The organism is Pleomorphomonas oryzae DSM 16300, assembly GCF_000422965.1.
Lineage (GTDB): Bacteria > Pseudomonadota > Alphaproteobacteria > Rhizobiales > Pleomorphomonadaceae > Pleomorphomonas > Pleomorphomonas oryzae.
The window spans coordinates 97,977-121,906 of record NZ_AUHB01000008.1 but is presented as its reverse complement, the minus strand read 5'-3'; the positions used below and the strand labels follow the sequence as shown (position 1 = coordinate 121,906).

26 protein-coding genes are annotated in these 23,930 nt (G+C 63.0%); 9 read left to right on the top strand and 17 right to left on the bottom strand.

What is annotated here, in order from left to right:
• Nucleotides 1-2: 2 nt before the first annotated feature.
• Both G522_RS0114630 and G522_RS0114625 read left to right on the top strand, forming a co-directional pair.
• Nucleotides 3-665, top strand: a complete 663-nt coding sequence (locus G522_RS0114630; RefSeq protein ID WP_026791690.1) for a response regulator — start codon at nucleotides 3-5, stop codon at nucleotides 663-665.
• Nucleotides 662-1,984 (top strand): sensor histidine kinase, encoded by a 1,323-nt coding sequence (locus G522_RS0114625; RefSeq protein WP_026791689.1) that lies wholly within the window; start codon nucleotides 662-664, stop codon nucleotides 1,982-1,984. The genes G522_RS0114630 and G522_RS0114625 overlap by 4 nt, the downstream gene beginning before the upstream one ends.
• Here G522_RS0114625 and G522_RS0114620 read toward each other — a convergent pair.
• Both G522_RS0114620 and G522_RS0114605 read right to left on the bottom strand, forming a co-directional pair.
• On the bottom strand, nucleotides 1,981-2,766 hold the full coding sequence (locus G522_RS0114620; RefSeq protein WP_026791688.1) for a nucleotidyltransferase family protein: 786 nt from the start codon (nucleotides 2,764-2,766) through the stop codon (nucleotides 1,981-1,983). The two genes, G522_RS0114625 and G522_RS0114620, sit on opposite strands and share 4 nt — an antisense overlap.
• A 399-nt stretch (nucleotides 2,767-3,165) precedes the next feature.
• Nucleotides 3,166-4,029: a LysR family transcriptional regulator gene (locus G522_RS0114605; protein WP_026791687.1), complete on the bottom strand. Its 864-nt coding sequence runs from the start codon at nucleotides 4,027-4,029 to the stop codon at nucleotides 3,166-3,168.
• Between the two features lie 91 nt (nucleotides 4,030-4,120).
• On the opposite strand from G522_RS0114605, the gene G522_RS0114600 reads away from it, so the two are divergent.
• A complete protein-coding gene (locus G522_RS0114600; protein ID WP_026791686.1) occupies nucleotides 4,121-5,134 on the top strand; it encodes a zinc-dependent alcohol dehydrogenase family protein in 1,014 nt (337 codons plus the stop codon).
• Between the two features lie 31 nt (nucleotides 5,135-5,165).
• On the opposite strand, the gene G522_RS29030 is transcribed toward G522_RS0114600, so the two are convergent.
• From G522_RS29030 to G522_RS0114585, 3 genes are all read right to left on the bottom strand, one after another.
• Nucleotides 5,166-7,058, bottom strand: coding sequence for a PAS domain-containing sensor histidine kinase (locus G522_RS29030; RefSeq protein ID WP_051228645.1), 1,893 nt, complete (start codon nucleotides 7,056-7,058; stop codon nucleotides 5,166-5,168).
• A 445-nt stretch (nucleotides 7,059-7,503) separates the two neighbouring features.
• The gene (locus G522_RS0114590) at nucleotides 7,504-8,268 is read right to left on the bottom strand and encodes an alpha/beta fold hydrolase (RefSeq protein WP_026791685.1); all 765 of its coding nucleotides are present in this window, start codon (nucleotides 8,266-8,268) and stop codon (nucleotides 7,504-7,506) included.
• 102 nt (nucleotides 8,269-8,370) lie between these two features.
• Nucleotides 8,371-9,192 carry an alpha/beta fold hydrolase gene (locus tag G522_RS0114585; protein WP_026791684.1) on the bottom strand — a complete coding sequence of 274 codons (822 nt, stop codon included), beginning with the start codon at nucleotides 9,190-9,192 and terminating at the stop codon, nucleotides 8,371-8,373.
• A 289-nt stretch (nucleotides 9,193-9,481) separates the two neighbouring features.
• Here G522_RS0114585 and G522_RS0114580 point away from each other — a divergent pair, with 289 nt between their 5' ends.
• Complete coding sequence (locus G522_RS0114580; RefSeq protein WP_036839413.1) at nucleotides 9,482-9,928, top strand: MarR family winged helix-turn-helix transcriptional regulator; 447 nt, start codon at nucleotides 9,482-9,484, stop codon at nucleotides 9,926-9,928.
• An 82-nt stretch (nucleotides 9,929-10,010) separates the two neighbouring features.
• Here the strand turns inward: G522_RS0114580 and G522_RS0114575 are convergent, their stop codons facing one another.
• The 3 genes from G522_RS0114575 to G522_RS0114565 all read right to left on the bottom strand — a co-directional run bounded on the left by G522_RS0114575 (nucleotide 10,011) and on the right by G522_RS0114565 (nucleotide 12,169).
• Nucleotides 10,011-10,379: a hypothetical protein gene (locus G522_RS0114575; protein WP_026791682.1), complete on the bottom strand. Its 369-nt coding sequence runs from the start codon at nucleotides 10,377-10,379 to the stop codon at nucleotides 10,011-10,013.
• A 449-nt stretch (nucleotides 10,380-10,828) separates the two neighbouring features.
• The gene (locus tag G522_RS0114570) at nucleotides 10,829-11,200 is read right to left on the bottom strand and encodes a hypothetical protein (protein ID WP_156886940.1); all 372 of its coding nucleotides are present in this window, start codon (nucleotides 11,198-11,200) and stop codon (nucleotides 10,829-10,831) included.
• A gap of 600 nt (nucleotides 11,201-11,800) precedes the next feature.
• Nucleotides 11,801-12,169 carry a hypothetical protein gene (locus G522_RS0114565; RefSeq protein WP_026791680.1) on the bottom strand — a complete coding sequence of 123 codons (369 nt, stop codon included), beginning with the start codon at nucleotides 12,167-12,169 and terminating at the stop codon, nucleotides 11,801-11,803.
• A 631-nt stretch (nucleotides 12,170-12,800) separates the two neighbouring features.
• On the opposite strand from G522_RS0114565, the gene G522_RS0114560 reads away from it, so the two are divergent.
• Entirely contained in the window at nucleotides 12,801-13,028 is a 228-nt protein-coding gene (locus G522_RS0114560) for a YciI family protein (RefSeq protein WP_245586669.1), read from the top strand.
• A 41-nt stretch (nucleotides 13,029-13,069) separates the two neighbouring features.
• Nucleotides 13,070-13,459, top strand: a complete 390-nt coding sequence (locus tag G522_RS0114555; RefSeq protein ID WP_026791678.1) for a VOC family protein — start codon at nucleotides 13,070-13,072, stop codon at nucleotides 13,457-13,459.
• An 8-nt stretch (nucleotides 13,460-13,467) separates the two neighbouring features.
• Here G522_RS0114555 and G522_RS0114550 read toward each other — a convergent pair whose 3' ends face one another.
• Both G522_RS0114550 and G522_RS0114545 read right to left on the bottom strand, forming a co-directional pair.
• Nucleotides 13,468-13,728: a hypothetical protein gene (locus G522_RS0114550; RefSeq protein ID WP_026791677.1), complete on the bottom strand. Its 261-nt coding sequence runs from the start codon at nucleotides 13,726-13,728 to the stop codon at nucleotides 13,468-13,470.
• Between the two features lie 210 nt (nucleotides 13,729-13,938).
• Nucleotides 13,939-15,633: a methyl-accepting chemotaxis protein gene (locus G522_RS0114545; protein WP_026791676.1), complete on the bottom strand. Its 1,695-nt coding sequence runs from the start codon at nucleotides 15,631-15,633 to the stop codon at nucleotides 13,939-13,941.
• A gap of 558 nt (nucleotides 15,634-16,191) precedes the next feature.
• Here G522_RS0114545 and G522_RS0114540 point away from each other — a divergent pair.
• Nucleotides 16,192-18,285, top strand: a complete 2,094-nt coding sequence (locus G522_RS0114540; RefSeq protein ID WP_026791675.1) for a putative bifunctional diguanylate cyclase/phosphodiesterase — start codon at nucleotides 16,192-16,194, stop codon at nucleotides 18,283-18,285.
• 5 nt (nucleotides 18,286-18,290) lie between these two features.
• On the opposite strand, the gene G522_RS0114535 is transcribed toward G522_RS0114540, so the two are convergent.
• From G522_RS0114535 to G522_RS0114525, 3 genes are all read right to left on the bottom strand, one after another.
• Nucleotides 18,291-19,001, bottom strand: coding sequence for a hypothetical protein (locus tag G522_RS0114535; RefSeq protein ID WP_026791674.1), 711 nt, complete (start codon nucleotides 18,999-19,001; stop codon nucleotides 18,291-18,293).
• A 144-nt stretch (nucleotides 19,002-19,145) separates the two neighbouring features.
• A complete protein-coding gene (locus tag G522_RS0114530; RefSeq protein ID WP_036839407.1) occupies nucleotides 19,146-19,745 on the bottom strand; it encodes a gamma carbonic anhydrase family protein in 600 nt (199 codons plus the stop codon).
• On the bottom strand, nucleotides 19,742-20,257 hold the full coding sequence (locus G522_RS0114525; RefSeq protein ID WP_026791672.1) for a MarR family winged helix-turn-helix transcriptional regulator: 516 nt from the start codon (nucleotides 20,255-20,257) through the stop codon (nucleotides 19,742-19,744). Before G522_RS0114525 ends, G522_RS0114530 begins: the two co-directional genes overlap by 4 nt.
• Nucleotides 20,258-20,466: 209 nt before the next feature.
• Between G522_RS0114525 and G522_RS0114520 the strand changes: the two genes are divergently transcribed.
• Together G522_RS0114520 and G522_RS0114515 are read left to right on the top strand one after the other, a co-directional pair.
• Nucleotides 20,467-20,832 (top strand): ArsR/SmtB family transcription factor, encoded by a 366-nt coding sequence (locus G522_RS0114520; protein WP_026791671.1) that lies wholly within the window; start codon nucleotides 20,467-20,469, stop codon nucleotides 20,830-20,832.
• Nucleotides 20,829-21,314, top strand: coding sequence for an SRPBCC family protein (locus tag G522_RS0114515; protein WP_245586668.1), 486 nt, complete (start codon nucleotides 20,829-20,831; stop codon nucleotides 21,312-21,314). The genes G522_RS0114520 and G522_RS0114515 overlap by 4 nt, the downstream gene beginning before the upstream one ends.
• 55 nt (nucleotides 21,315-21,369) lie before the next feature.
• Here the strand turns inward: G522_RS0114515 and G522_RS0114510 are convergent, their stop codons facing one another.
• The 4 genes from G522_RS0114510 to rpsU all read right to left on the bottom strand — a co-directional run bounded on the left by G522_RS0114510 (nucleotide 21,370) and on the right by rpsU (nucleotide 23,860).
• Nucleotides 21,370-21,882 (bottom strand): hypothetical protein, encoded by a 513-nt coding sequence (locus G522_RS0114510; protein ID WP_026791669.1) that lies wholly within the window; start codon nucleotides 21,880-21,882, stop codon nucleotides 21,370-21,372.
• Between the two features lie 110 nt (nucleotides 21,883-21,992).
• Complete coding sequence (locus G522_RS0114505) at nucleotides 21,993-22,628, bottom strand: hypothetical protein (RefSeq protein ID WP_026791668.1); 636 nt, start codon at nucleotides 22,626-22,628, stop codon at nucleotides 21,993-21,995.
• A gap of 121 nt (nucleotides 22,629-22,749) precedes the next feature.
• Complete coding sequence (locus tag G522_RS0114500) at nucleotides 22,750-23,337, bottom strand: TetR/AcrR family transcriptional regulator (RefSeq protein WP_026791667.1); 588 nt, start codon at nucleotides 23,335-23,337, stop codon at nucleotides 22,750-22,752.
• 244 nt (nucleotides 23,338-23,581) lie between these two features.
• Nucleotides 23,582-23,860 carry a 30S ribosomal protein S21 gene (rpsU, locus tag G522_RS0114495; RefSeq protein WP_026791666.1) on the bottom strand — a complete coding sequence of 93 codons (279 nt, stop codon included), beginning with the start codon at nucleotides 23,858-23,860 and terminating at the stop codon, nucleotides 23,582-23,584.
• Nucleotides 23,861-23,930 lie beyond the last annotated feature (70 nt).

The window sequence follows — 23,930 nt, the reverse complement described above, 5'->3', positions numbered from 1 at the left end:
GAATGCGCGTCTTGGTGGTTGAGGACGATCCGGTGCTGGCCGACGGGCTGAAGGTCGGGCTCGGCTTGGCCGGCTCCACTGTCGACGTGGTGTTCACGGCGGACGACGCGCGCGCCGCGCTGTCGGCTACGCGGTTCGACGCGGTGGTGCTCGATCGCATGCTGCCCGACGGCGCCGGCCTCGACATTCTCGCTGATCTCAGGCGGCAGGGCGATGCGACGCCGGTGCTGCTGCTCACCGCCCTCGACGAGACGACCGACCGGATTGCCGGCCTCGATGCCGGCGCCGACGACTATCTCGGCAAGCCCTTCGATCTCGACGAACTGGCCGCCCGGCTGCGCGCCATCGCCCGCCGCCGCGAGGGGCGGTCCGGCCCGATGCTCGAGGCGGCCGGCATCGTGCTCGATCCCGCCACGTCGATCGTGACGGTGGATGGCAAGGCGGTGTCGCTGTCGCGGCGGGAGTTCGCGGTGCTCTCGGCGCTGATGGAATGGCCCGGCGTCATCCGCTCGCGCGCCGAGCTGGAGGATCGGCTCTACGGTTGGCAGGAGGAGGTGGAGAGCAACGCCGTCGAAGTTCACATCCATAACCTGCGTGCCAAGGTCGGTCGGACCGCCATCGAAACCGTTAGGGGCGTCGGCTACCGGCTCAGGGGCGAGCCATGACCTCGCTGCGCCGCCGCCTGTTCCTGCTGCTGATTTCCGCCACCGCCGCTATCTGGGTGTGCGCGGTCGGCTGGATCTATTTCGCCAACCGCGCCGACCTGGAACACGTGCTCGACACCCGCCTGCAGGAAGCGGCCCGTATGGTTCACTCCATGGTGGCGAGCTCCAACCTGGAGAATGGTGGTGTCGCCGCCGCCTCGGCGGCCGACTTCACCTATAACCGGCAGCTTTCCTGCCAGGTCTGGTCGATGAGCGGCCGGCTGCTCGCCCGGTCGGGCGGTGCGCCGGAAGACAATCTCGCCGAGGAGAGGGAGGGCTTTTCCGACCGCCTGGTGAATGGCGAGGTTTGGCGCGTCTACACGGTGGTCGATCCCGAGCATGGCGTGCGCGTGGCGGTGGGCGATCGGCTCGGACTGCGCGCCCGGCTGGCGCGCGACCTGATCGTCGGGCTGGTCGGGCCGGCGCTGCTGGCGGTGCCGTTGCTCGGCCTGATGATCTGGGCGAGCCTCGGCCGTGGGCTGGCGCCGCTCCGGCGGATCGCCGGCGAGATCGCCGGCCGGGCCGGTGACGACGTCAGCCCGGTGGCCAGCGAGGGGGCGCCTGACGAGGTGCGGCCGCTGATCGCGGCGCTGAACGGCCTGTTCGTCAAGGTGGAGGCGGCGCGCCGGCACGAGAAGGAAATGACCGCCTTCGCCGCCCACGAGCTCAGGACGCCGCTCGCCGGCCTGAAGACCCAGGCGCAGGTGGCACTGGCGGCCAAGGACGCGCCCACCCGCGATGGCGCGCTCAGGCAGATCATCACCTCGGTCGACCGCGCCAGCCGTCTGGTTCGCCAGTTGCTGGCGCTGGCCCGGCTGGAAGCGCTGCCGGAGGTCGAGGGCGACGGCGGCGCTTTGAACCTCGGCGCCCTGGTGCGCGAGGTGGTGGCCGGCCTGCCGCGCCGACCGGAGATCACGGTGATGATCGACGACGCGCTCGACGGGCTGGAGATCCGCGCCGACCGCGACAGCCTCTATCTCGTCGTCCGCAACCTGCAGGAAAACGCCGCCGAACATATCGCTTCGCCCGGCCGCGTCGTCTGGTCCGTCCTGCCGGGGAGAGTCGGCCTTGCCATCGAAGATGACGGCCCCGGCATTCCCGACGACGAACTCCCCGAGGTCACCCGTCGTTTCTTCCGCGGTCGCCACAGAAGCGGCTCCGGCAGCGGTCTCGGCCTAACCATCGCCGACCTTGCCGCCCGGCGCATCGGAGCAAAACTTGTGTTTGCCAACCGCATAGATGCGCCCGGCCTCAGGGTGGAAATTCGCTTTTGCTCTTAAGGTGAGTCGATGAACGCCAAAAGCTTCTCGGGCATATCCTCCACCTCGGTCTGCGGAGGATCGTCGGCGCGGAGGTCGAGGTAGAGGTCGATGGAGGCGATCAGGGCGGCCTTGACCGCTGGGAGATCGTGGTGGGCGATCGTCGCCGCCAGCCGTTCCGTTCCATCGAGGTCGAATGCCTCCATTCGTCTGACGCCGCGCTGCGGGCGGCTCGCCCGGCGGTGGAGCAAGGGGCCGAGTACCTGTTCCCGGAAGAAGGCCAGCATGCCCAGGGCTTCGAACAGCTCGCCTCGCAACGCCCTGGCGGCGCCATAGTGTAGCCAGATCCAGGCCCGGTCTTCGAACCACTGCGGGTCGAGGTTGGGCCAGCGGATCTCCGCCCGATCCAGCCGCTCCTCGACGGCGGTCTTGTCGCGCGACCAGAGGACGACCGGGCGCTCGATGCGCCGGTCCAGGTCGGACATCGTGACGAATTTCAGGTCGATGTGGAGAAGCTCCGGCCCGTAGAGGCAGATCAGCAGGCGCGGTTCTCCGACGTGTTCGCCGGTGAAGGCACTCAGCAGCGGTCCGAGGCGGCGAGCAATTTCCATTCGGTCGGCCAGGACCTTTTCATAGAACGCCTCGTCTACGATCACGACGAAGTCGAGATCGGAGAACTCGTCCATGCCGCCGTGGATCATGGACCCGCCGGCGAGCAGGGAATGAATGCGCGGGTCCTGCGGGAGGATGTCGAGAGCCTTCTCAAGGAAGGCGCGATGGGAGGCGGGAAGGGTGCTGGTCATATCGGTCTCCAAGCCAGCACCTCAGGATATACGAGGCATGATCCCTCTGGCAAATGGCCTCTTGGGGCTGGGGCGTTGCCTTACTTCAACTCGATACGGCCGCTGGGCTGCTCCTCTGCCGCCAGCGCGGCGCAGGCATCGGGCCAGGATGTGTCGCCGGGCAGGAGGTGCGAGCGGAGGAATGCCGTCATCCGTTACACCAGGGCGACCCGATTGGGATTCTCATTCGTTGTGTCGGCAGCGTCGTGGCCGGAGATGCCGCTGAGCAGATGCTGACCACCGATCAGTGTCAGCACCCCTTGTGCGGCGGGGCTGAGATGGAAGGGTTCGGCGAACCAATCCGGCCCGCACGCTGTCAGCGGCGAATGGTTGTGATTTAGGCGACTTTTGGGTGCCGATTCAGGTGTTGCTCTGTGCGACGAAGGCTCTTGTTTCCGTTGCGATGGCGTCGGCAACCTTCGCCATAGCGCCGAGATGCGGTGAGCGGAGCATCAACACGTCGAGGTGAAAGCCGCTCACAGCATCTATCTCTTCGATATCGTCCGGCGGGGTCCGGCCGAGAAGCCGCTTCGGCATCAATCCCAGCCCGAGTCCCTGGCGCACGAGTGCCATCTGCAGCCCGGCGTGCTCGATTTCAGCAACCACGATAAGGGGAAGGTTATGTTGCGCCAGCCGCTTGGCTAGGCTGCGTCGGGCGTCGCAGGGCTCGGGGCTCAGCACCCAGCCAAGCCGTTGCCGTTGTTCCGGCGAGGCGGAGAGATCGCGCGCGGCCACGGCGATCAGGTGTTCTTCGCCGATCGTCTCGGCGTCATAGAACTGCGAGCCATCGGATAGAATGATCGCGGCATCGAGAAGTCCCATTCGGTGCTGTTCGGCCAGTTCGCTGCTCCACCCCGATTTGAGACGCAGTGACACACGAGGAAAGCGCTCGATCACGGCGGCGAAGCTTTTCGCCAGCGTGTCGTGGGCGAGGCCGTTGACGAGGCCGACCCGAAACACGCCCTCCGGCTCGGGGGGCGCGGCAATGGCCTTCAGCTTCTCGACGGCTTCGAGAATTTCTCGCCCACGGGCCAGCACCTCCACGCCCATCGGGGTCAGGGCCGGCGGCTTCTGCCGGCGGTCGAGCAACCGCAGCCCAAGCGCCTGTTCCAGCCGCTGCACCTGACGGCTGACCGCCGGCTGCGTCAGCGGAAGTCGCTGCGCCACCTTCTGCAGGGAGCCTTCTTCGCCGAACAGGACAAAGGTGCGCAACTCGTCAAACATGTTTCACCTGCATAATGATATTTATTATTATGAATTTGAAAGTCATCTCTGGCAAGTGCATCCTTTCCGCACCTCAACAGGAGATGCCCAGATGAAAGCAATCGTTCTCCAGGATAGTGCCAGCCCCGACAATCTTCGGCTGGTCGAGCGGCCGATCCTCAAGCCGCGCCGCCAGGAAATGCTGATCCGCGTGAAGGCCACGGCACTCAATTATCGCGACGTCGAGATCACCAACGGCACCTATCACACCGCCTTCAGCCTGCCGCTCGTTCCGCTGTCGGACGGCGTCGGCGAAGTGGTGGAAGTCGGCGCGGACGTCACGCGGTTCAAGATCGGCGATCGGGTGTGCAGCACGTTCTGGCAGCGTTGGGTTGGCGGATCCTTCCGCATGGCGGAAACAGGCTACCAGCGCGGCGGCCCCTATGACGGCCTGCTGGCTGAGTACGCGCTGCTCGACGAGCAGGCGGCAGTGCTCGCTCCGAAAAATCTGACCGACGTAGAGGCCGCGACCCTGCCGTGCGCGGCGGTCACGGCATGGCATGCCCTCGTCACGGAGGGAGGTATCAAGGCCGGTGAAACGGTCCTCGTCCAGGGAACGGGCGGCGTATCGCTGTTTGCTCTGCAGTTTGCCCGCCTCAGCGGAGCCAGGGTCATCGTCACGTCCAGCAGCGACGAGAAATTGGAACGCGCCAAGGCGCTCGGGGCCTTCGCGGGTGTCAACTACCAGCGTATCCCGGAGTGGGGCGATGCCGTCTTTGATCTTACCGATGGCCGAGGCGTCGACCATGTCATCGAGGTAGGCGGGCCGCAAAGCTTCCAGCAGTCGCTAAAGGCGTGCGCGCGGCGCGGTCAGATCAACGTCATCGGTTATCTCGGCGGGCGGGAGGGGGGCATCAATCCGCTCGATATCTTTACCCGGCAGGTTCAGGTACGCGGCATTCCGGTGGGGTCACGCGAGTCGTTCGAGGCTATGTGTCGGGCGATCGAGGTCAATGACCTGCGACCGGTGATCGATCGCACCTTCCATTGGACGGACGTTGTCGCGGCGATCGGCTATCTGGAAGAAGGGTCGCATTTTGGCAAGGTCGGGCTGGTTCACGGCTGAGGAGGTCTCTTCGCGTTAAAACTGACCCTGATCAACTCGCGGTCGCTTGTTCCTCAGCGGTCTCGGTGACTGGCTTGGCGGTAAAAACGAACTGGCAGCGTACGCCATCGGGAGCGGCGAGCCAGTCGGCCCGACCTGCCGGATCGTGGGCGAGGCTGTTGCGGATCAGCATCGAGCCAAAGCCCTGGCCGCCAGCACTGCTGGTCACCGGCGGACCGCCCACTTCCCGCCAGTCGAGATTGACGCGCACGGTGCCCGACGTTGGGCAGGGAGTAAGGCGCCAACCGATGATCACCTTGCCATCGGCAACTGAAAGAGCGCCATATTTCAAGGCGTTGGTGATGAGCTCGTGCAGGGCGAGAGCAAGGCCGAGACCGGTACGTGGCGCCAGTTCGGCGTCGCCCTCGGCCTCAATGACGATCCGGTTGTCCAACTGATAGGTAATGGTGAACGTGTCGCGAACGATGGCATCGAGGCGACTATCCTTGGGGCCGGCCAGAATGCGAACCTGCGCCTGGTTGAGGGCGGCGATGCGGTCGCCGAGGCTCTGGCGTGCCGCCTCAAGCGAAGTGGCACGGCGCAGCGTGTTCTCGCTGATGATCTGCATGATCGTCAGGATGTTCTTGACGCGATGGGCGCTCTCGCGGGCCACCATGTCGAGCCGCTCCTCGATCTGCTTGCGCTGCGTCAGGTCATGCACCGCGCCCAGCACCCGTTCGGGCTCGCCATAGGCATCACGGACGATGGTGCCGCGCGCGCCGACCCAGGTGACGCGGTCGTCGATGAGCAGCTTGAATTCGTGCGGCTCCTCCAGTTCCGGGCTGACAGCGCTTATCAGCGCGGCCAATCGTGGAGCGTCGTCGGGGTGGAGATGGCGCAGCACATCTTGGATGGAGACCCCATCGGGGGTATCCGGCAAGTGAAACAGTTCACGGAACAGCCGGGTGCCGTATACCCTGTTGGTCTTGAGATCCCAATCATAGGTGCCGAAGCCACCGCCATCCTGGGCAAGGCGCAGCAAGTCGGTCTGCCGCTGGAGATCGCGCTGGGCGCGCCAGCGTTCCGTGACGTCGTGACCCTGCACGAAGATTCCGGTCATGGTGCCTTGGGCGTCGCGGATCGGCTGGTAAACGAAGTCGATATGCCGGAGTTCCGGCGGCGTCTTGCTGGCCCTCAGGAGGAAAACAGGTATGGCTTGGCCGGTATAGGGATGTCCCGATTGCCAGACCTGATCCAAAATGTCGACGAAGCCCTGGTCGACGACTTCCGGCAACGCTTCAGCTAGCGGCTGACCTATCAGGTTGTCACGGCCGACCAGCCGTCGATAGGCGTCGTTGGCCAGTTCGAAAACATGGGTGGGGCCGGTCAACACGGCGATGAACCCGGGCGCCTGCTCGAATAGGTCGCGCAGCAGGGCGATTTCGCCGAACAGCTTGTCGCTCGCCGTCTGCACGGCCTGCGCCCGCGCCAGCACGCCGGATTCGGCCATGTTGGCGCGGGCGTTGCGCTCGCGCAGCGTCTGAAGCTCGGTGACGTCTTCGGTGTGCTGAAGAATGTAGGCCAGTTCGCCCCGCTTGTTGCGGAGCGGCATGTGGGTGGCGCTCCAATAGCGTATCACCGGCGGTTCGCCGGGGCGCGACGTGCTGTAGGGCAGAAGCGCGATGTGATCGGGCTGATTGGTGGCGAGTACCCGACTGAATGAGGATGTCAGAATCCGGTATTCGTCCGATTGGGGAGCGGCCGGAAAAGCCTCGAACAGATACCGGCCAACAATCTCCTCCCGGCTCGCGCGGCCGACTGTCCGAAGATAGGCGTCGTTGCAACCCGCGATAATCAGATCTCGCGTAAAAATAACGTACGCGTTGGCCGAGGCATTGAATATGTCGATGAGGTCTAGGTCGTCGGCAGGCAGCTTGCTGAACATCGTTATCCGACCGAGATAGAGGCTTTCTAACGGTGCCAAAAATAGTCTTAGATTTCAACCGGGAAAGTAGGATCAGCCCTACGGACTATTCTAGGAAATCCTCAAGTAATGGGAAGGCTTAGGACAGAACGGTCAGTTAGGATGAACCGCATGAATAATTGAGGCCGACGCGCCGGCGGTTGTCGGCACCGCCTCGGAGCTTTGAGGAAAAGGCGAGGCCGTCATGACTGCAATACTTAACTTGAGGTTAATGCTCAGGCTAGCCCAGATCCTTGCGCAGGCTATCCCATAGACTCGCCTCGGGCCTTCGGAGACGTCCCGTTGCTGGGGCGCTCCGGTGCCGCGGCTCGGCCGGCTGATATTGGAAAATGGTAGCATATTGAATATGCCGGCTCGCCTGTCGCCGGCATATCCTTGTTGGGTCAGCGATGCTTGCTTGCTGGTATTAGCGGGCCGCTTCGTCAATCAGCTCGGCGACTGCCTGAGGCTGCGACACCATAACCACGTGCGAAGCGCCCTTGACCACCACGGTGTGCTTGGAGCCGGCGCGGTCGGCCATGAACTGCAACGCCTGGGCCGGGATGTTCTTGTCGCCATCGCCATAGACGAACCACGACGGCAGATGCTTCCAGGCTGGCGTTCCCGATTTTTCGGTCAGGGCCGCCTCGGTGATCGGCCGCTGGCCAACTGCCATCAGCGCCGCCTGCGCTTCGGGCACGTCGTGGGCGAACTGGTTCCGGAACTTGGCTTGGTCGATGTAGAGATCGACGCCGCCAGAAGCGAGTTTGACCGGCGCGGCCAGTGCTTCGCCCAACGTACTGCCGGGGAACTTGCCCGCGAGATCGGCCGCCGCTTCGCCCGCATCCGGCGCGAAAGCGGCGACGTAGACCAGAGATTTGACGTTGTCGTGGCCGTTGGCGGCGGTGGTGATCACCTGGCCCCCATAGGAATGGCCGACCAGAACGACGGGGCCGTCGATGCTGCTCACCACATCAGACACGTAGGTAGCATCCGAAGCAACGCTACGCAGCGGATTGGCAGTGGCAACCACCGGATAGCCCTTGGCCTGCAGGGCAGCGATGACGCCGTTCCAACTGGAGGAGTCGGCAAACGCGCCGTGGACCAGGACGACGGTTGGCTTGGTCGGCGCGGCGGCGGCGCCAGAGACGAGGGCGCTGAGGACAAGGGCGGTGGCGGCGATCTTGGGCATGATGATTCCCTTCCAGAAAATGGAATTGGTTGAGCTCGGAGTCGAGGGAGTTGCTTGGAGTTGTCCGGCCGGACTTCAGAGCCCGGCCGGCTGAATTTGCCGTCAGCCGCGGATGAAGGCGAGCACGTCGGCGTTGAAGCGGTCGGCCTCGGTCTCGGCCAGGCCATGCGGAGCGCCTGCGTAGACCTTCAGGGTCGAACCGGCGACGATCTTGGCGGCGCGTTCGGCCGACGCCTTGATCGGCACGATCTGGTCGTCATCGCCGTGAATGAACAGGGCGGGTTTGTCGATGGCCTTGAGGTCGTCGGTGTAGTCGACTTCCGAGAACTCGTGGATGCAGTCGACCTGGCCCTTGACGCTGCCTTGCAGACCGATGCGGCGGAAGTTCTCGCGCAGGCCTTCGTTGACCGTCACGCCGTCGCGGTTGAAGCCGTAGAAGGGGATAGTCAGATCGAAATAGAACTGCGAGCGATTTTTGGCCGTGCCCTCGCGAATGCCATTGAACACCGCGAGCGGCGTGCCGTCGGGGTTGGCGGCGGTCTTCAGCATCAGCGGCGGCACGGCGCCGACCAGCACCACCTTGGCAACGCGGGCGGTGCCGTGGCGGCCGACGTAATGGGCGACTTCGCCGCCGCCGGTGGAGTGGCCGACCAGCACGACATCCTTGAGGTCGAGCGCCTCGATCAGCTCGGCGAGATCGTCGGCGTAGCGGTCCATGTTGTTGCCGTCCCAGGTCTGGTCGGAGCGGCCGTGGCCACGGCGGTCATGGGCGATCACACGGAAGCCGTTCTGGCCGAAGAACAGCATCTGCTGGTCCCAGGCGTCGGAAGACAGCGGCCAACCATGCGAGAAGACGATGGGCTGGCCGGCACCCCAGTCCTTGTAGAAGAGGGTGGTGCCGTCGGTGGTGGTGAAATGGCTCATGATATCGTCCTTTGGATTTATATGTTGTGTGCGATTAATTTGCACGCGATTTATATGCCGAAGCGAAGGAGCGATGTCAATCGCTTGCGAATTAATCGTGCACTAATTATTCCTGGTACAGGACGTACCGGCAAAAATGATCCCAGCTCTTGTCAGGAATAGCACTCTTGTTTGGGGGCTCTTCTCGGCGCAAAACCTCGGGAGAATGCGTCCGCCGGAACCGCTCGAAAAGCCAAAGATAAGGCTGGGATAGGGGCTGGTCGCTCTTTCCTCGCTGGAGAAAACGCCCATGACCGCCGACCCAGCTTTGCCTCAAATCGAGGATCTCCTGTGCTTTTCGGTTTATTCGGCCGGTCTCGCCTTCAATCAGCTCTATCGCCCCCTGCTTGACGACATCGGCCTTACCTATCCGCAGTTTCTGGTGATGGTGGCGCTGTGGAACCATGAGGGATGTTCGGTGAAGGAACTGGGCGAGGCGTTATTCCTCGATTCCAGCACGCTGACGCCGCTCTTGAAGCGACTGGAGGCGGCGGGGCTAATCACACGGCTGCGCAATCCCAGGGACGAACGCCAGGTACTGTTGCGCGTCACGGGAAAGGGCAATGGCCTCAAGGGGAAGGCGGCTCAGGTGTCCTGCGCCATTGCCGGCGCTGTCGGTATCAGTGCCGAGGCAGCCCGAGCTCTCCGGACGTCGCTCGATGATATCCGCGACAAGATCCACGATCACGCCGAGTAAAGATCCAACAGCAAAAAGGCCGCCCAGTTGGGCGGCCTTTCCTGTGATCGTCAGTCTGTGACGATCGATGGCTTCGGTCTGGTTACCAGCCGATCACGGCGCTGTTGTCAGCGTAGGGCACGTAGTGCGGCTGGGCGACCGGGGCACTGGCGCCGGACAGCACCAGCTTGGTCGAGAAGGCCGACTGGCCATCGGCAGCACCCGGATCATACTCGGTGACCGCCTGGGCGGAAGCTCCGTGGGTACCGATCACTGCGTCGCCAGCAACGCTGGCATAGCGCTGGGCATCAGCAGCAGCGGCGGCGGCGTTGGCCGGGTTCACCTGGGTGGGCAGAGCGATAAAGGGCGAGGAGCCGCTATCGACCGACGGGTCGAAATAGACTTGGCCGGCGTTGGCGACGGCGGGAACGAGAGCGAGGGCGAAAGCGGCGGCGGTGAGGAACTTGTTCATGATCAAAACTCCGGTCTTCATGTCTGTTGAGGGGCAGCGGGGAGGTTTGTTCGCTGCCGATGACCGGTATTTGGACCTTGCTCGATCACGGCGAAACGGGCTGTTTCTGACGAGTGCGCGTCAGAAAGTTGAACGCTGGATCGCGGGTTCGTGTTGCGGAAGTTGATCCGTTCGGACGGTCTCCAGAAAAATCCCGGTATGGCGCGGCAAACCGGACCACTTCGGCTGCTTTTCCTTGCCGGATTCTCGTGAACGAGACGCGGTTTCGATCACGAACCGATTTCGACTTTGGTCTTATATTTTCTGCCAAAGCCGGCGAAATTGGCATTGTGCCTGTTGATGGTCGGGGCGAAACCAACAGGGGCTCCGAAAGCAAAAAGGCCGCCCGGCTTGGGGCGGCCTTTCTGATGATCGCCACTCAGGTGACGATCGATGTTCGGGCGGTCAGTTTACCAACCGATGACGGCGCTGTTGTCCGCGTAGGGAATGTAGTGCGGCTTGGCGATCGGGGCGGAAGCGCCCGGCAGGATCCGCGTGGTGGTGAAGGCCGAGTCGCCATCGGCGGCACCCGGATCATATTCGGTTACGGTCTGGGCCGACGCGCCGTGGGTACCGATCACCGCGTCACCGGCAACGCTGGCATAGCGCTGGGCATCGGCGGCCGCGGCGGCGGCATTGGCCGGGTTCACCTGGCTCGGCAGGGCAACGAAGGGCGAGGAACCGCTTTCGACCGACGGGTCATAGAAGACCTGGCCGGCATTGGCGACGGCGGGAACGAGAGCGGCGGCGAAGATGGCGGCGGCGAAGAACTTGCTGTTCATGATGAAACTCCTGAGATCGTTCATTGGGGTGGTTTTGTTCGGTTTGACTTCGATTGTCCGGTCTTGGTCTTGTCTTCGTTTTGTCTTGGGGGCAGCGGGGAGGTCTTGTTCGCTGCCGATGACTGTCATTTGCACCTTGCTCGATCACGGCGAAACGGGGTGTTGCTGACGAGTGCGCGCCTCGGAGTTGACTGCCGGATCGCAAAAGCGTGTGCAGTGAGTTGAAGGGGGGCGGTTGAGCTCAGGAAAAGCGCAGTGTGCCGAGGAAAACCGGCCGTCGATCGTTCACGGGCAAATGGCACGTAATCCGGCTTCCGATCACGAAGTGGCTAGATCTTAAGCCGCAATTTTCTCAGGAAGTGGGGAAGGGGCGTGTGCCGCCATCGGAGACCGGCGCGAACGGTCAGGCGGCCTAGAGTACCCGCCGATCAGGTTGAATCAACCTGATCGAAAAGCGGCTGCTCCAGCACATGAATCTGGAGCATTCGCTTGATGACCCGATATTTCAATCTAGTCTGCGAATGCTCTGGGCATCAACGCTTGCAAACAAAAAGGCCGCCCGGTGAAGGGCGGCCATTCCTGGTGATCGTCGATGGGTGATCAGTTGCCAATCACGGCGCTATTGTCAGCGTAGGGGATGTAATGCGGCTGGGCGATCGGGGCCGCGGCACCGGGGACGATCACCTTGGTGGTGAAGGCCGACTGGCCGGAAGCGGCACCAGGATCATATTCGGTAACGACCTGAGCCGACGAGCCGTGCGTACCGATCAGCGCGTTGCCGGAAACGCCCTGATAGCGCTGGGCGTCAGCAGCGGCGGCGGCGGCATTGGCCGGGTTCACCTGGGTCGGCAGGGCGACGAAAGGCGAGGAGCCGCTGTCGACCGACGGGTCGTAGAAGGTGTTGGCACTGGCGATCGCCGGGACGAGGGCGGCGGCGAAAGCGGCGGCGGCAAGAAACTTGCGGTTCATGATATATCTCCGGTCTTCAAAGGTTAGTTGGTTCCGTTGACAGCGAGAATGTCAGTTTCGCTGCCGATGACTGCCATTTGGGTTCCGGCCGATCACGTTCAAACCAGGGGACGCTGACGTATGCGCGCTGAAGAGTTGAACCTCGGTCGCGGAATCGTGTGCGTTAAGTTGAACGGATGAGGCAGAACGCAGGGAAACTCCGATAATTCCCGGTAAACCGGCCTTTTCCCGCTCATGGGAAAGCCGCTTCGGTGTGAACGACATCGGTCTTGTGTTCACGAAGCGCTGTTGTTCGCAGGACGTAATTTTCTGAAAAATACCGGAAAAGCGCGCGTTGGCCGACCTGGATGGGCACGTCCTGGGGTGATTGGTTCGCTGGGATACCCATAAACCGCTTGCAATGTGAGGACGGTTTTGTTATCCAAAACTGATTGCGAAATGCAATCAGATAGGGCGCGTAGCCATTTGCCCGCAACGTGTCGCAATCGACGCCACGACCTGTACCCTACTGCCAACGCGGGAACGGAGGTCCAAGCTGCCGAAATTCATCACCATCGGATATGGCGACCGGGCCGGCTATGACCGTACGCCTCGATCGGTCAGAGATGCCGCGCATGCCCAGGACGAGACGTTGCGGTCGGAGGGTGCCCTGATCGGCGTTGCCGGCTCTCCGGTGCAGGTGCGCAATCCCGACGCGACCGGGGTGGAAACGCGAGCCGGCGCCTTCATGTCGTCCGCCTTGCCGGTCGCCGGCTTCGCGGTGATCGAGGCCGCCAGTCTGGCCGAGGCAGTGGAAAAGGTCTCGACCGTTCCATGCGCCGTCGCTCATGGCGTGGTCGAGGTATGGCCCCTGGAATAGTCGCGCGATCCCGGGACAGAAAAGCATCAAGGGAGAAGTGAATGCCAGTCCCGAATGCCTTGGAGGTCGTGACATTGCTCGTCGACGACATCGAAAGGGCAAAGATCTTTTACCAGGAGCTCTTCGAGCCTGAAGTGATCTTTCAGGACGCCGTCTCCTGCGTGCTGCGTTTTGAGGGCGTGGCCGTCAACCTTCTTCAGGCCTCCGAGGCGGCCCCGCTCACCGAGCCTGTGCCGGTGGCCGCATCGGCGTCGGGCGCTCGTGTCCTGCTGACGATCAAGGTGTCCGACGTGGATGCCATCTGCGCGGTTCTGCGCGATCGCGGCGTCAAGCTGTTGAATGGCCCCATTAACCGACCATGGGGACGCCGGACGGTCGCCTTCGCGGATCCGTCCGGCCATGTCTGGGAAATCGCTCAGGATCTCGGCTGACAGCTCCGCTATTTGTGCCATGCGGGGTCGGTGGCACCATAGCGATTGCCGATCAGATCGGGATTGTCGGCGTAGGCGACGGACGGCTGGCCGTTATCCTGGGGAATGATCAGGTTGGTCAGGAAGGTCGACACATGATCGGTCACGCAGGGGTTACGCTCGGCGGTCGGCTGAGGAGCAACGTCGCGGGTTCCACGCTGCGCGTTGGCGACAGAGGGAACGAGGGCGACGGCGAGAGCCGCGGCGGCGAGAAGCTTGCTATTCATCATCAAAACTCCGAACTCCAACCTTGCCGGCATTCTGGTTCTGGCTCTTGTCTTTTTGGCGGCGGAGTATCTCGTTTTATATGCGCCTTTATCGATCACGTTCAAATCAGGCACAGCTGACGAGTGCGTGTCGAACCCCTAAAGAAAAACCCCGCCAATGGCGGGGTTCCTCAAAGGCGGGCGGGTGGGGGGGGGCCGCCTGCCTGTGATGGCTTAGGCCGCGTTCAGGCTTTGGACGAAGTCGCCCACTTCCTTTTGCAGCGAAGCTGAGTGCTCGTTCAGCTTGGACGACAACGTCATCAACTGCGTCGAGGCGGCGCCGGTCATCTCGGCGGCGGTGCTGACGCCGGTGATGTTGGACGTGACGTCGGTGGTGCCGGCCGCCGCCCGCTGGGTATTGCGGGCGATCTCGGCCGAGGCGGCGCCCTGTTCCTCGACGGCACTAGCGATGGCCGCGGAGGAATCCTGGATGCTGCCTACCGTCTTGACGATGCGGGAGATCGCCTCGACCGTGCCACCGGTGGCAGCCTGGATCTCGGTGATCTTGCGACCGATCTGGTCGGTGGCCTTGGCCGTCTGGTCGGCGAGTTGCTTCACTTCGGCGGCGACGACGGCAAACCCTTTGCCCGCTTCACCGGCCCGTGCCGCTTCGATCGTGGCGTTGAGGGCGAGAAGATTCGTCTGGGCTGCGATGTTGCTGATCAGCACCACGACTTCACCGATCTGTTGGGCGGCCTGCGACAGCGTCTGAACGTTCTGGGCGCTGGTCTCCGCTTCCTTGGCCGCATCGCGGGCGATGGTGGAGGAGTGGTTGACCTGGCCGGAGATCTCCTGGATGGAGGCCGACAGTTCCTCCGCGCCAGCGGCGACAGTCTGAACGTTGGAAGCTGCCTCTTCGGCGGCGCCCGACACCGCCTGAGCCTGGCGGGCGGTTTCCTCGGCGGTGGCCGAGAGGTTGCGGGCGGCGTCGGCGACCTCTGTCGATGAGGCACCGAAGCTGGTGGCCAGCTCCTGCATGCGCTTGACGAACGTCTCGGCCATGGCGGACCGCTTGCGCATGGCGGCGTCTTCGGCGGCCTTGGCCGCTTCCTGCGCCTTGCGGGCCGTTTCGGCCTCGATCAGGCTGAGGCGGAAGGCCTCCAGACTGCCGGCGATCTCGCCAACCTCATCCTTGCGACCGAGGCCATCGACGGTGATGTCGTATTTGCCGCCCTGCATGATGTGCATCGCGTTGACGATGCGGCCGATCGGGCGGGTCACGCCACGGGTGAGCGCCAGGAAGGCGAGTGCGAGCACCACCACCACCGTCAGGGCGATGAGGCCGAGGGTCATGTAGACAGAACTCCAGGACGCCGCGGTGTTGGCATCGCTCGCCGCCTGGGTTTCGCCGATCAGTGTGTTGTTCAAGGCTGTCGATTTCTTCTGAAGAGCGGCGATTTGCGGCCGGCATTCGGTGGTCAGAATCGAAAGTGCCTTGGCATTGGTACTGGGGTCGGTGGACTGCGAAAGCTTGGCTGCCTCCCCGCAGACTCCGGTCATAAGCTGACCGAGGGTGGCCTCCAGTTCTTCCAGGACGTCCTTCTTCTGAGGTGCAGCCTGCTTGGCGAGATTGATGTTCTTGCTGAAATCGGCGAGGGCCGTCTCGCGGGCGGCGGTGGCGGCACGATTGTCCTCCTCCGACGTGGCGGCGGCGTTCCAGTAGAGACTGCTTGTCAGATCGGATACGGCTCGGTTGGCGCGAGAGAAGTTGAGACTGGCTGTCGATGGCCCCGTGATAAGTTCACTGTAACTATCGTCAATGGCGACCATTTGATAGGCGGCATAGCCACCGCCTGCCAGAGCACCTATCCCAAGAAGTACGAGGAGAAGTGATACTTTTACCAGAACCGAGAAATTTGCGTAAGACAAAATACTGTCCCCCTACAGTCCAAGATGCACTTCCTGGTAGCATCCTGCTCTAGACAACAAATTCTGGGAAATTATGGTTAACAAAACCCTAAGACTTAAAGTATTTTTATTGTAATATTTACCAATAACCGGGTTTTGACTAATAAAACTAATCAATGAGCAGTATTGAAATAAACAATCAAATGTATTGTTCGCTCGGCTTCGCTGTGGTCGCTATGCCTTTGAGGCTTACCGATAAATGAGCGCTCCCCGTCGCTCGCCAGTGGGGTCGCTTCCAGGCCGCGTCACGTCAGGTTTTGCGCGATTCCGATATCTTGAATTTGGACGACGATCGCCCCGTGCTCGCCGGCGCACAGGTGAGCGTTTCTTCTATTTTGGGCCAATAAAGACATCACTGCGTCTTTAGGCGAAGAGCCATAGTAAAAACTTACAATACTTGAAGAATCAACCAAATAGGCTTTCCTTCAGTGGAAATCAAAACCGTAATTTGGTTTTCAAGAAAAAAGGTTTTGGGGTCACTAGGGCGGAATTTCGGGCACTCTGGGAGCGGTCTGAAACATGAAGCAGAGACCAGATCGCGATCCGGACCGCCTGATGCGGGCGATCTTGAGACGCGCACCAGTTGGCATCGCCGTGATCGATTATGAAGGCCGGCACATCTCGGTCAACCCAGCCTACGCGGACATTTACGGCTATACCATTTCCGACATGCTGGGCGAGAGCTTCCTGGTGCTTTTCCCGGAGGAGGCACGCCCCTCTGTCTTGGCGCGCCATCAGGGCTTCCTCGACAACGGCGATCAGCTCGGCAGCGAATGGCCCGCCATCCGGCGCGATGGAAGCCGCTTGACGGTGTGGTCGAATTCGGTGTCGTTTCCATCGCGACCCGGCCTGTCGGACCGGCTGGTCTATGTCCTCGACATCACCAATCACAAGAAGGCGCAGGAACAGGAGCGCATCGCCAACACCGTCTACCAGACGACGTCGGAAGCCATCATGGTCACCGACGCCGACCGACGGATCGTCGCCATCAATCCGGCTTTCACGCGGCTCACCGGCTGGTCGTTCGACGAGATGGAAGGACGCGATGCCCAGATGTTTCGCTCCGACCGGCACGACGATGCCTTCTACGGCGAAATCCGGCGCACGCTGGAAGAGGATGGCTTCTGGAAAGGCGAGCTGTGGGACCGCCGCAAGGACGGTGAACACTATCTGAGAGAAACCAGCATTACCGTCGTCCGGGATGTTCTCGATCACGTCAAGAACTATGTGGTGGTGTTTTCCGACATCACCGAACGCAAGGCGGCCGAGGACCTGATCCGCTGGCAGGCCAATTACGACTCGGTCACCGGCTTGCCCAACCGGCATATGTTCGGCAAGCGGCTGGCGCAGGGCGTGCAGCAGGCGACGGCCGACCATACGATCACCGCGCTACTGATGATCGACCTCGATCGCTTCAAGGAGATCAACGACACGCTTGGCCATTCGGCCGGTGACCGGCTTCTCGCCGAAGTGTCGACCCGCCTCAAGGAGTGTGAACGGCCAGGCGACACCGTCGCCCGCATTGGCGGCGACGAGTTCGCGCTCATTCTCACCGGCATTTTGGATATCGACGAAGTGGAGACCATCGCCAGGGAAGTGCTGGCGCGCTTCGAGGCGCCGGTGGAGATCGGCTATGAGAGGGTGTTCAGCTCCGCCAGCATCGGCATTTCGCTCTGCCCGCGGGATACGCAGTCCTTGGAAGAGCTTATCCAGAACGCCGATCAGGCACTTTATGCCGCCAAGGCGTCCGGTCGCAACTGCCTCTATTTCTTCACACCGGCGCTGCAGCGGGCGGCGAATGTGCGGATGCGGCTGGCCAATGACCTCAGGCAGGCCATTGCCGAGCGACAGTTCGTCGTCCACTACCAGCCCGTTGTCGATCTCAGGACCGGGCAGATCGTCAAGGCGGAGGCGCTCGTCCGCTGGCAGCATCCGACGCGCGGCCTGGTAAGCCCGGCAACGTTCATCCCGCTCGCCGAGGAAACCGGGCTGATCGTGCCGCTGGGTGACTGGATCGCCCGGCAGGCGATCGTCGAGGTCGCCCGCTGCCGCAACATGTATGCCCCGGATTTCCAAATCGCCATCAACCAGTCACCGACGCAGTTCCGCACCGCAGCCTTTTCCGGCCTCGGTTGGGTGGCCGAGCTGGCGCGGCACGGATTGACCGGCAAGGCCATCGTTCTCGAAATCACCGAGGGACTGCTGCTCAACGCCGAACCACAGGTGATGGCCAATCTGATCGCCTTCCGTGACGCCGGCATCGAGATGGCCGTCGACGACTTCGGCACGGGCTATTCCTCGCTCGCCTATCTCAGAAAGTTCGAGATCGACACGTTGAAAATCGACCGCTCCTTCGTCGCCGACCTCGACGGTGTCGGGCTCGATATCTGCGAGGCGATCATCGTCATGGCCCATCGTCTCGGCCTGGAGGTGGTGGCCGAGGGCGTGGAAACCGAGCAGCAGCGGGACGTACTGGCATCGATCGGCTGCGACCACGCACAAGGCTTTCTCTATGCCCCGGCACTGCCGGGCGAAGCCCTTGAAGCGCTACTGCGGGAGCAGGCCGCGAGATCGGGCGAGGCGGACAACCGGTGGAAGGCCTCGGCGGAATAGCGGCGTCACCAGACGAGACCGACCGCCGCGTCCAGTGCCCGCTTCGTGCCATGAACAACCGCGTTGGACGCGCCCTCCACCCGGCGGATGACATGTTTGCCGCCATCGACGGCCATATCGAGCACGTCTTTTTGCGGCGGCTCCGGAATAGGTTCGGCCGCTTCCAGCGGTGGCATCGCCGGGGCAGCGGGCTCGCCAACCAGGGCAGGGGGGATCGGCACATCCGGCGGGATGGGCGCAACGGCCGGACTGGCTGGGATGGGGGCGGCCGGCATCGGCGGCGCAAGGTTTGCCTGCTCGAGGCCGACGATCTGCGGGTCGCGGGTTTCGCAGGAGGGAAGGCAGCTGTTGAAGTGAGCGACCCCGGTCGTTGCCGGCTCGCGCACCCGGAAGACCTTGCTGATCGCGCTCTTGGGCGGTGCCGGAGGCTTGTCAGGCGGCAGCATGGTGACCGGCGGCGGCGTTTCGGTGATCGGCAGGTCGAGCGAAGCGGTGGTCAGTGGCGTTCCGCCCACCGTCGCCGTTCCCGTCGCTTCGAGCGGTGGCGAAACATCGGCGACAAGGGGCGACGACGCGACCATCAGAGGCGGAACCATGCGGCTGCGTTCGACCGCAACCACCGCGCCCGCGCAGACGGCGCTGACGCCGATGCCGAGCGCCCATTTCCAGAAGATCGTTTTGGCGGCGGAAAGCCGCACCTGATCCGCGTCGACCATTTTGTTTTCCTTAGAAAACCTCGGAGGATCGAGAAGTCCCATAGCTTCATGGCTTTTTCATTCGGCGAGATTGGCGAAAGTGCGGCATTGTTTAACACCAGATGTCTGGCACCGGCCGGATCGTTGCGTTCGTTCCGTGCCTGTTCAAACGGTTTCGGCACGGTGGGCGCCGAGAGCCGCCGAAAGGCCGGTTGTTATCTCCCGCATGACGTCGGGAGCGCTTCGGTCGACGCCGTAGACGAAGCCGGGAAAGTCGAGCGGCTTTTGCAACGCCCAGATCGCCTCGTGCTGGTCCGGCGGCAGGATCTCGGCCGGATCGCCGACGGCCACCCAGCCGATCGGCACGGTCGCCCCGGCTTCGAGCCGGGTGCGCAGGTGGACCACGCCGTGGATGCGGACTTCCGCTCCCCTGCCGATGTGGGCGCCGTGGAAAATCGAGGCGCCGGTGGCGATGAACACTTCGTCTTCGATGTTGGCGCCGACGACGTGGCTGTTGGGACCGACGAGGCAATGGTCGCCGAGGCGGCAGGGATGCCGCCCCGTGGCTCGGATGACGGCGTTTTCCAGGATGATGCAGTTGCGGCCGATACGGATGGAGCCGCCAGCCTCTGCGATGAGACGGGCGCCATGCATGACGCGGCTGCCGGCACCGATGGTCACATCGCCGCTCACGGTGGCATCGGGCGCTACCCAGGCTTCGGCATCGATCTCAGGGAAACGGTCGTCATAGGAGAGAATGGTCATCTGTTCTGCTCCGCTTCGAGCTCACTGGCGCGGCAGCCGATCGGGCAAACGTCCGAGCCGCACAGGTCGTGCTCGCACAGGCGGCACGTGGTTCTGGCAAAGGCGCGGGAGGTCGTCGCGCCGGCCAGGATCCGGTCGAGCATGGAGACGAACTGCGACCGTTCGTCCGGTCGCAGCGCACCCAGCAAATTGTCGAGCGCGGCAAGGCGATGGGCCTGAAGCGCCGTGACCTCGGCATGGCCGGCATCGGTCAGGCGGAGGGGCGTGACGCGTCCCTCTGGCTTGCCGCGCTCGATGAGCTTCCGCGCCACCAGCCCATCGATCAGCCGGACGGCGGTCGGTTGGCTGACGCCGGCGATGTCGGCCAGCTCGCTGGTGGTCAGGTCCGGCTTGAAATGCAGCATCGACAGCACGGCCGCCGCGCTCGGCGACAGGCCGGCCAGCGCCGCCTCCGTCCGCTCGCGTATCACGGTACCCAGTGCGCCGAGCTTGTTGGCATCTAATAAATGCATAGCCTATGCATATATTAGGTTCGTCCTGAGGTCAACGGGGCCGTTGGCGCGAGGTAAGCGCCGGGGTCTTGCGTTCTCCGGTCACCGAGGGGAGGAGATACGCCCATTGACCTTCGTTTGCCCCCGTTGTCCGTAGTGTACAAAATGAGGCGGCGCACAACACTTAAGCCGCCACTTGACAATCGCCGCGGGTCAGGGCACTAAAGTTCATGCTTAACTATCAAGCCATCGACGAATGCTTCCGCGCCCTGGCCGAGCCGGCCCGTCGCGCCATCCTGGAGCGGCTATCGGAAGGTCCCGCGAGCGTCAGTACGCTGGCGGCACCGTTTGACATGACGCTCGCCGCTGTCGTGCAGCACATCCAGGTGCTGGAAAAATGCGGGCTCGTTCGCAGCGAGAAGATCGGCCGTAGTCGTGTGTGCCGCGTCAACCCGACCGGCCTGGACGTGGTGTCCGATTGGGTAGGGCTTCGTCGATCGATGGTTGAGCGGCAACTCGATCGCCTGGGGGCACTGCTCGCAGAGCAGCCCGCGGACGACGCGGACCAACCCAACACTGAAAGGACGGACCCATGACCGATGCGATGATGAAACCTGCACCGGAAGCACCCGGCGCCATCCATTCGACCTTCCGCGTTTCACGGACTTATCCGCAGGCGCCGGAACGCGTGTTCAAGGCATTTGAAGACACGGATCTGGTGCGCCGCTGGAGGGTCGAGGACGAAAACTGCAAGGTGCTCGAATTTACCTACGATTTCCGCGTTGGCGGCACGGAGGTGTCACGCTTCGTGTTCCCCGGTGGTCCGGAGATCCGGCTCGATGCCCAGTTTCAGGATATCGTCCCCAACGAGCGCATCATCTTCTCCTATCGCATGCTGGCGGGCTCCATGCTTCTATCGGTCTCGCTCTCGACGATCGAGATCAAGCGCAGCGGGCGTGGCACGGACCTGATCTTCACCGAGCAGGGCGTCTATTTCGAGGGGCCGGATTCGGCAAAGAATAGGGAAGAGGGAACCCGTTTCATCCTCGAGAAGCTCGCCAAAGAGTTGGCAGGCTGAGCGTATCGGCGGATCGGCGTCCAATCTTGGGCGCCGATTGTCCCCGTCCCCCTCGTCATGCGGCGCTTCTGGCTGGCGCAGCGACGGCCGCAGGCTTGCCTTGCCGGCGCAGATAGATGAGCTGGGCCGTCAGGCCAACGACAAGGATGACCAGCAGGCTGGCCTGGAAACCGAGGAGAAGCGGCGACTTCAGGTCGGTGACCAAAGGATGGCCATCGGGAACGCGGCGCAGGATTTCGGTGACGGTCGGCAGCATCAGCAGGAAGGCCGTCAGGCTGAGGAAGATAGTTTCGAGGTATCTGCCGGCGTGCCCGAAGAATGAAATGCGGCCGATGGCATATCCGGCCAGCAACAGCGCGATGGTCGCCGCGCCAATGACATAGCTCACCGGCTCATGGGCGACGAGGAACACCGTGGCGGCGCCGATCAGCATGAACACGAGATAGGCAACGCCGGCGGTTGATTGAGGAACGATCCGCCCACGACGGGCGAACATATAGACGGCCAGCGGAATGGCCGGCAGGCTGCCGAGCGTATGCACCCAGCCGATCGGTGAAATTCCAAACATTTCAAGCTCCTTTCTGTCCAATGTCAGCAGACTTGCATTGCATGACGCCCGTATCTGCGGCTGACGGGCGCCATGCTTAGGAACTCCTCCGGCCCGGGTCGGCTTGCGACTTACATGGGCGGGACGACGCCGTTGGTGCCAACGACGATGCGGTCGGCGGTGATGCGCCCGTCGAGCGCCTTCTCGGCGATGATGAACACCGCCGTACCTGGTTTGAGGTCGGCCTCAGTGGCCGGGGCGAACGTGACGACCGGCGTGCCCTCGGGTATGGCGATCTTCTTCTCGCCACCACGATAGGAAACGGTGACCGTTCGGCCATCGACGCCGGTCACCGCGTCGGCAACCGTGGCATTGGTCATGGTGCTGTTCGGCTTGAGATCCCAGGGGCGGCTGCCTTCGCCGGTGCCTTTCATGGCCGGCGGAAAGATCACCACTTCCAGTGCGCCGTCGCCGCCGCTCTCGGTGGGCAGCGAGGCGATGCCGACGAAATCGCCGGGCTTGATACTGGCCACATCGGCGCTGGCGACGCCCGACAGTTTCCAGTTGGGGGCGAGGGTGACATTGGCGGTGTCGCCCTCGCGCGTCTTCACCGTCAGTGCCTTGTCGGCGAAGCTGATGATGGTGCCGCGCACGCGGACCGGGTCGGTCTTGCCGCCCTCGGCAAAAGCGGATGCGCCAAGGCCGACAACAAGCGACAGGCTGACGGCGGCGGTGGCGAGAAAGCCGGGCAAATGTCTTGGAAGCATGGTTCCTCCTTGTACCTACTAGTAGGTAGCCTTAGGTGCGGCAGAGATAGCCTGAGCGCCGAGCTCCACAAAAGCCAATCAAAAAGCGGTTTTCACGTATTGGGCAGATCGATGATGGCGGTTACGGCCGACCGGCGACGAGCCTTTCGATCAGCGGCTCGGTGATGCCTCTGAACGTTTGGGGATCGCCATAAGCCCGGGCCGACAGCATGGCGCCATGCACGGCGGCCATGAACCCTTCCGCTTCCGAGCGGGCGGTGCCGGCAAAGGCGAGGCTGCCTTCGCTGGCGCCCCTTTCCAGAACAGAGGTCAGCCACGCCGACAGCGAGCGGAAATGCGCTTGCACCTCGGCGACGATCTCCGGCGGCAGCACGGGGATCTGAGTGGCGAGCAGGGCGCAGACGCAGAAGGCGCTGGTCGGGTCGCCAATGCACGCTGCCCAGTAGCTGGTGTAGGCACGGAGCTGGTCCGCCGGGGCAGGGTGGTGGCGTTCCAACTCGGCGATTCCCGCCTGGGCCTCGGTGCGGTAGCGCTGCAAAAGGGTACGGACGAGATCGACCTTGCTCGGGAAATGGTGATGGATGCTGGCCTTGCGGATGCCGACGACTTCGGAAATGTCGGCATAGCTGAAACCGTTATAGCCGCCGGCGATGATCAGCGAACGGGCGCAGCGGAGGATTTCGTCGGCGGTGGTCGCAAGGTTGCCCATGTCGCCATGCCTACCTTCTAGTAGGATGGCTGTCAACCTAACTGACACAGCTGCTGGAACGCGCCGGTGCGACGGGCCCGGAGGGCGGCCCTATTGCCGCCTTGCGATTCGGGGTGTGGAGGAAGGGCAAGAGGCCAGGCAGCAAAAAGGCCGGGGTTCCCCGGCCTCTTCTCCAGCGCCTCGATGATCGGTGTCCGTATCGGTCAAAGACCAGAAGCGCCAGCGGCTTTCAAAAGGCCAACCGTCACTCGGACGTGGTGGCCACCAGAGCCGGGGCCGGCCGCGGACGTGCCGGACGCTCCTTCGGCTTGGGCATGGGAATGAGACCCTCGCGCTGAGCCTTCTTGCGGGCGAGCTTACGGGCGCGACGAACAGCGTCTGCTGCTTCGCGCTTACGCTTTTCCGACGGCTTTTCATAAGCGCTATGCTGCTTCAGCTCCCGGAGAATGCCTTCCCGCTGCATCTTTTTCTTAAGAACGCGAAGAGCCTGGTCGATATTGTTGTCGCGAACGAGAACCTGCACTGAATTTCCGATCTATTGGGAGAGCAAGGCGCCACCCGCCGAGGTGGCGATCGGCTGGTCCCCTTGGCAA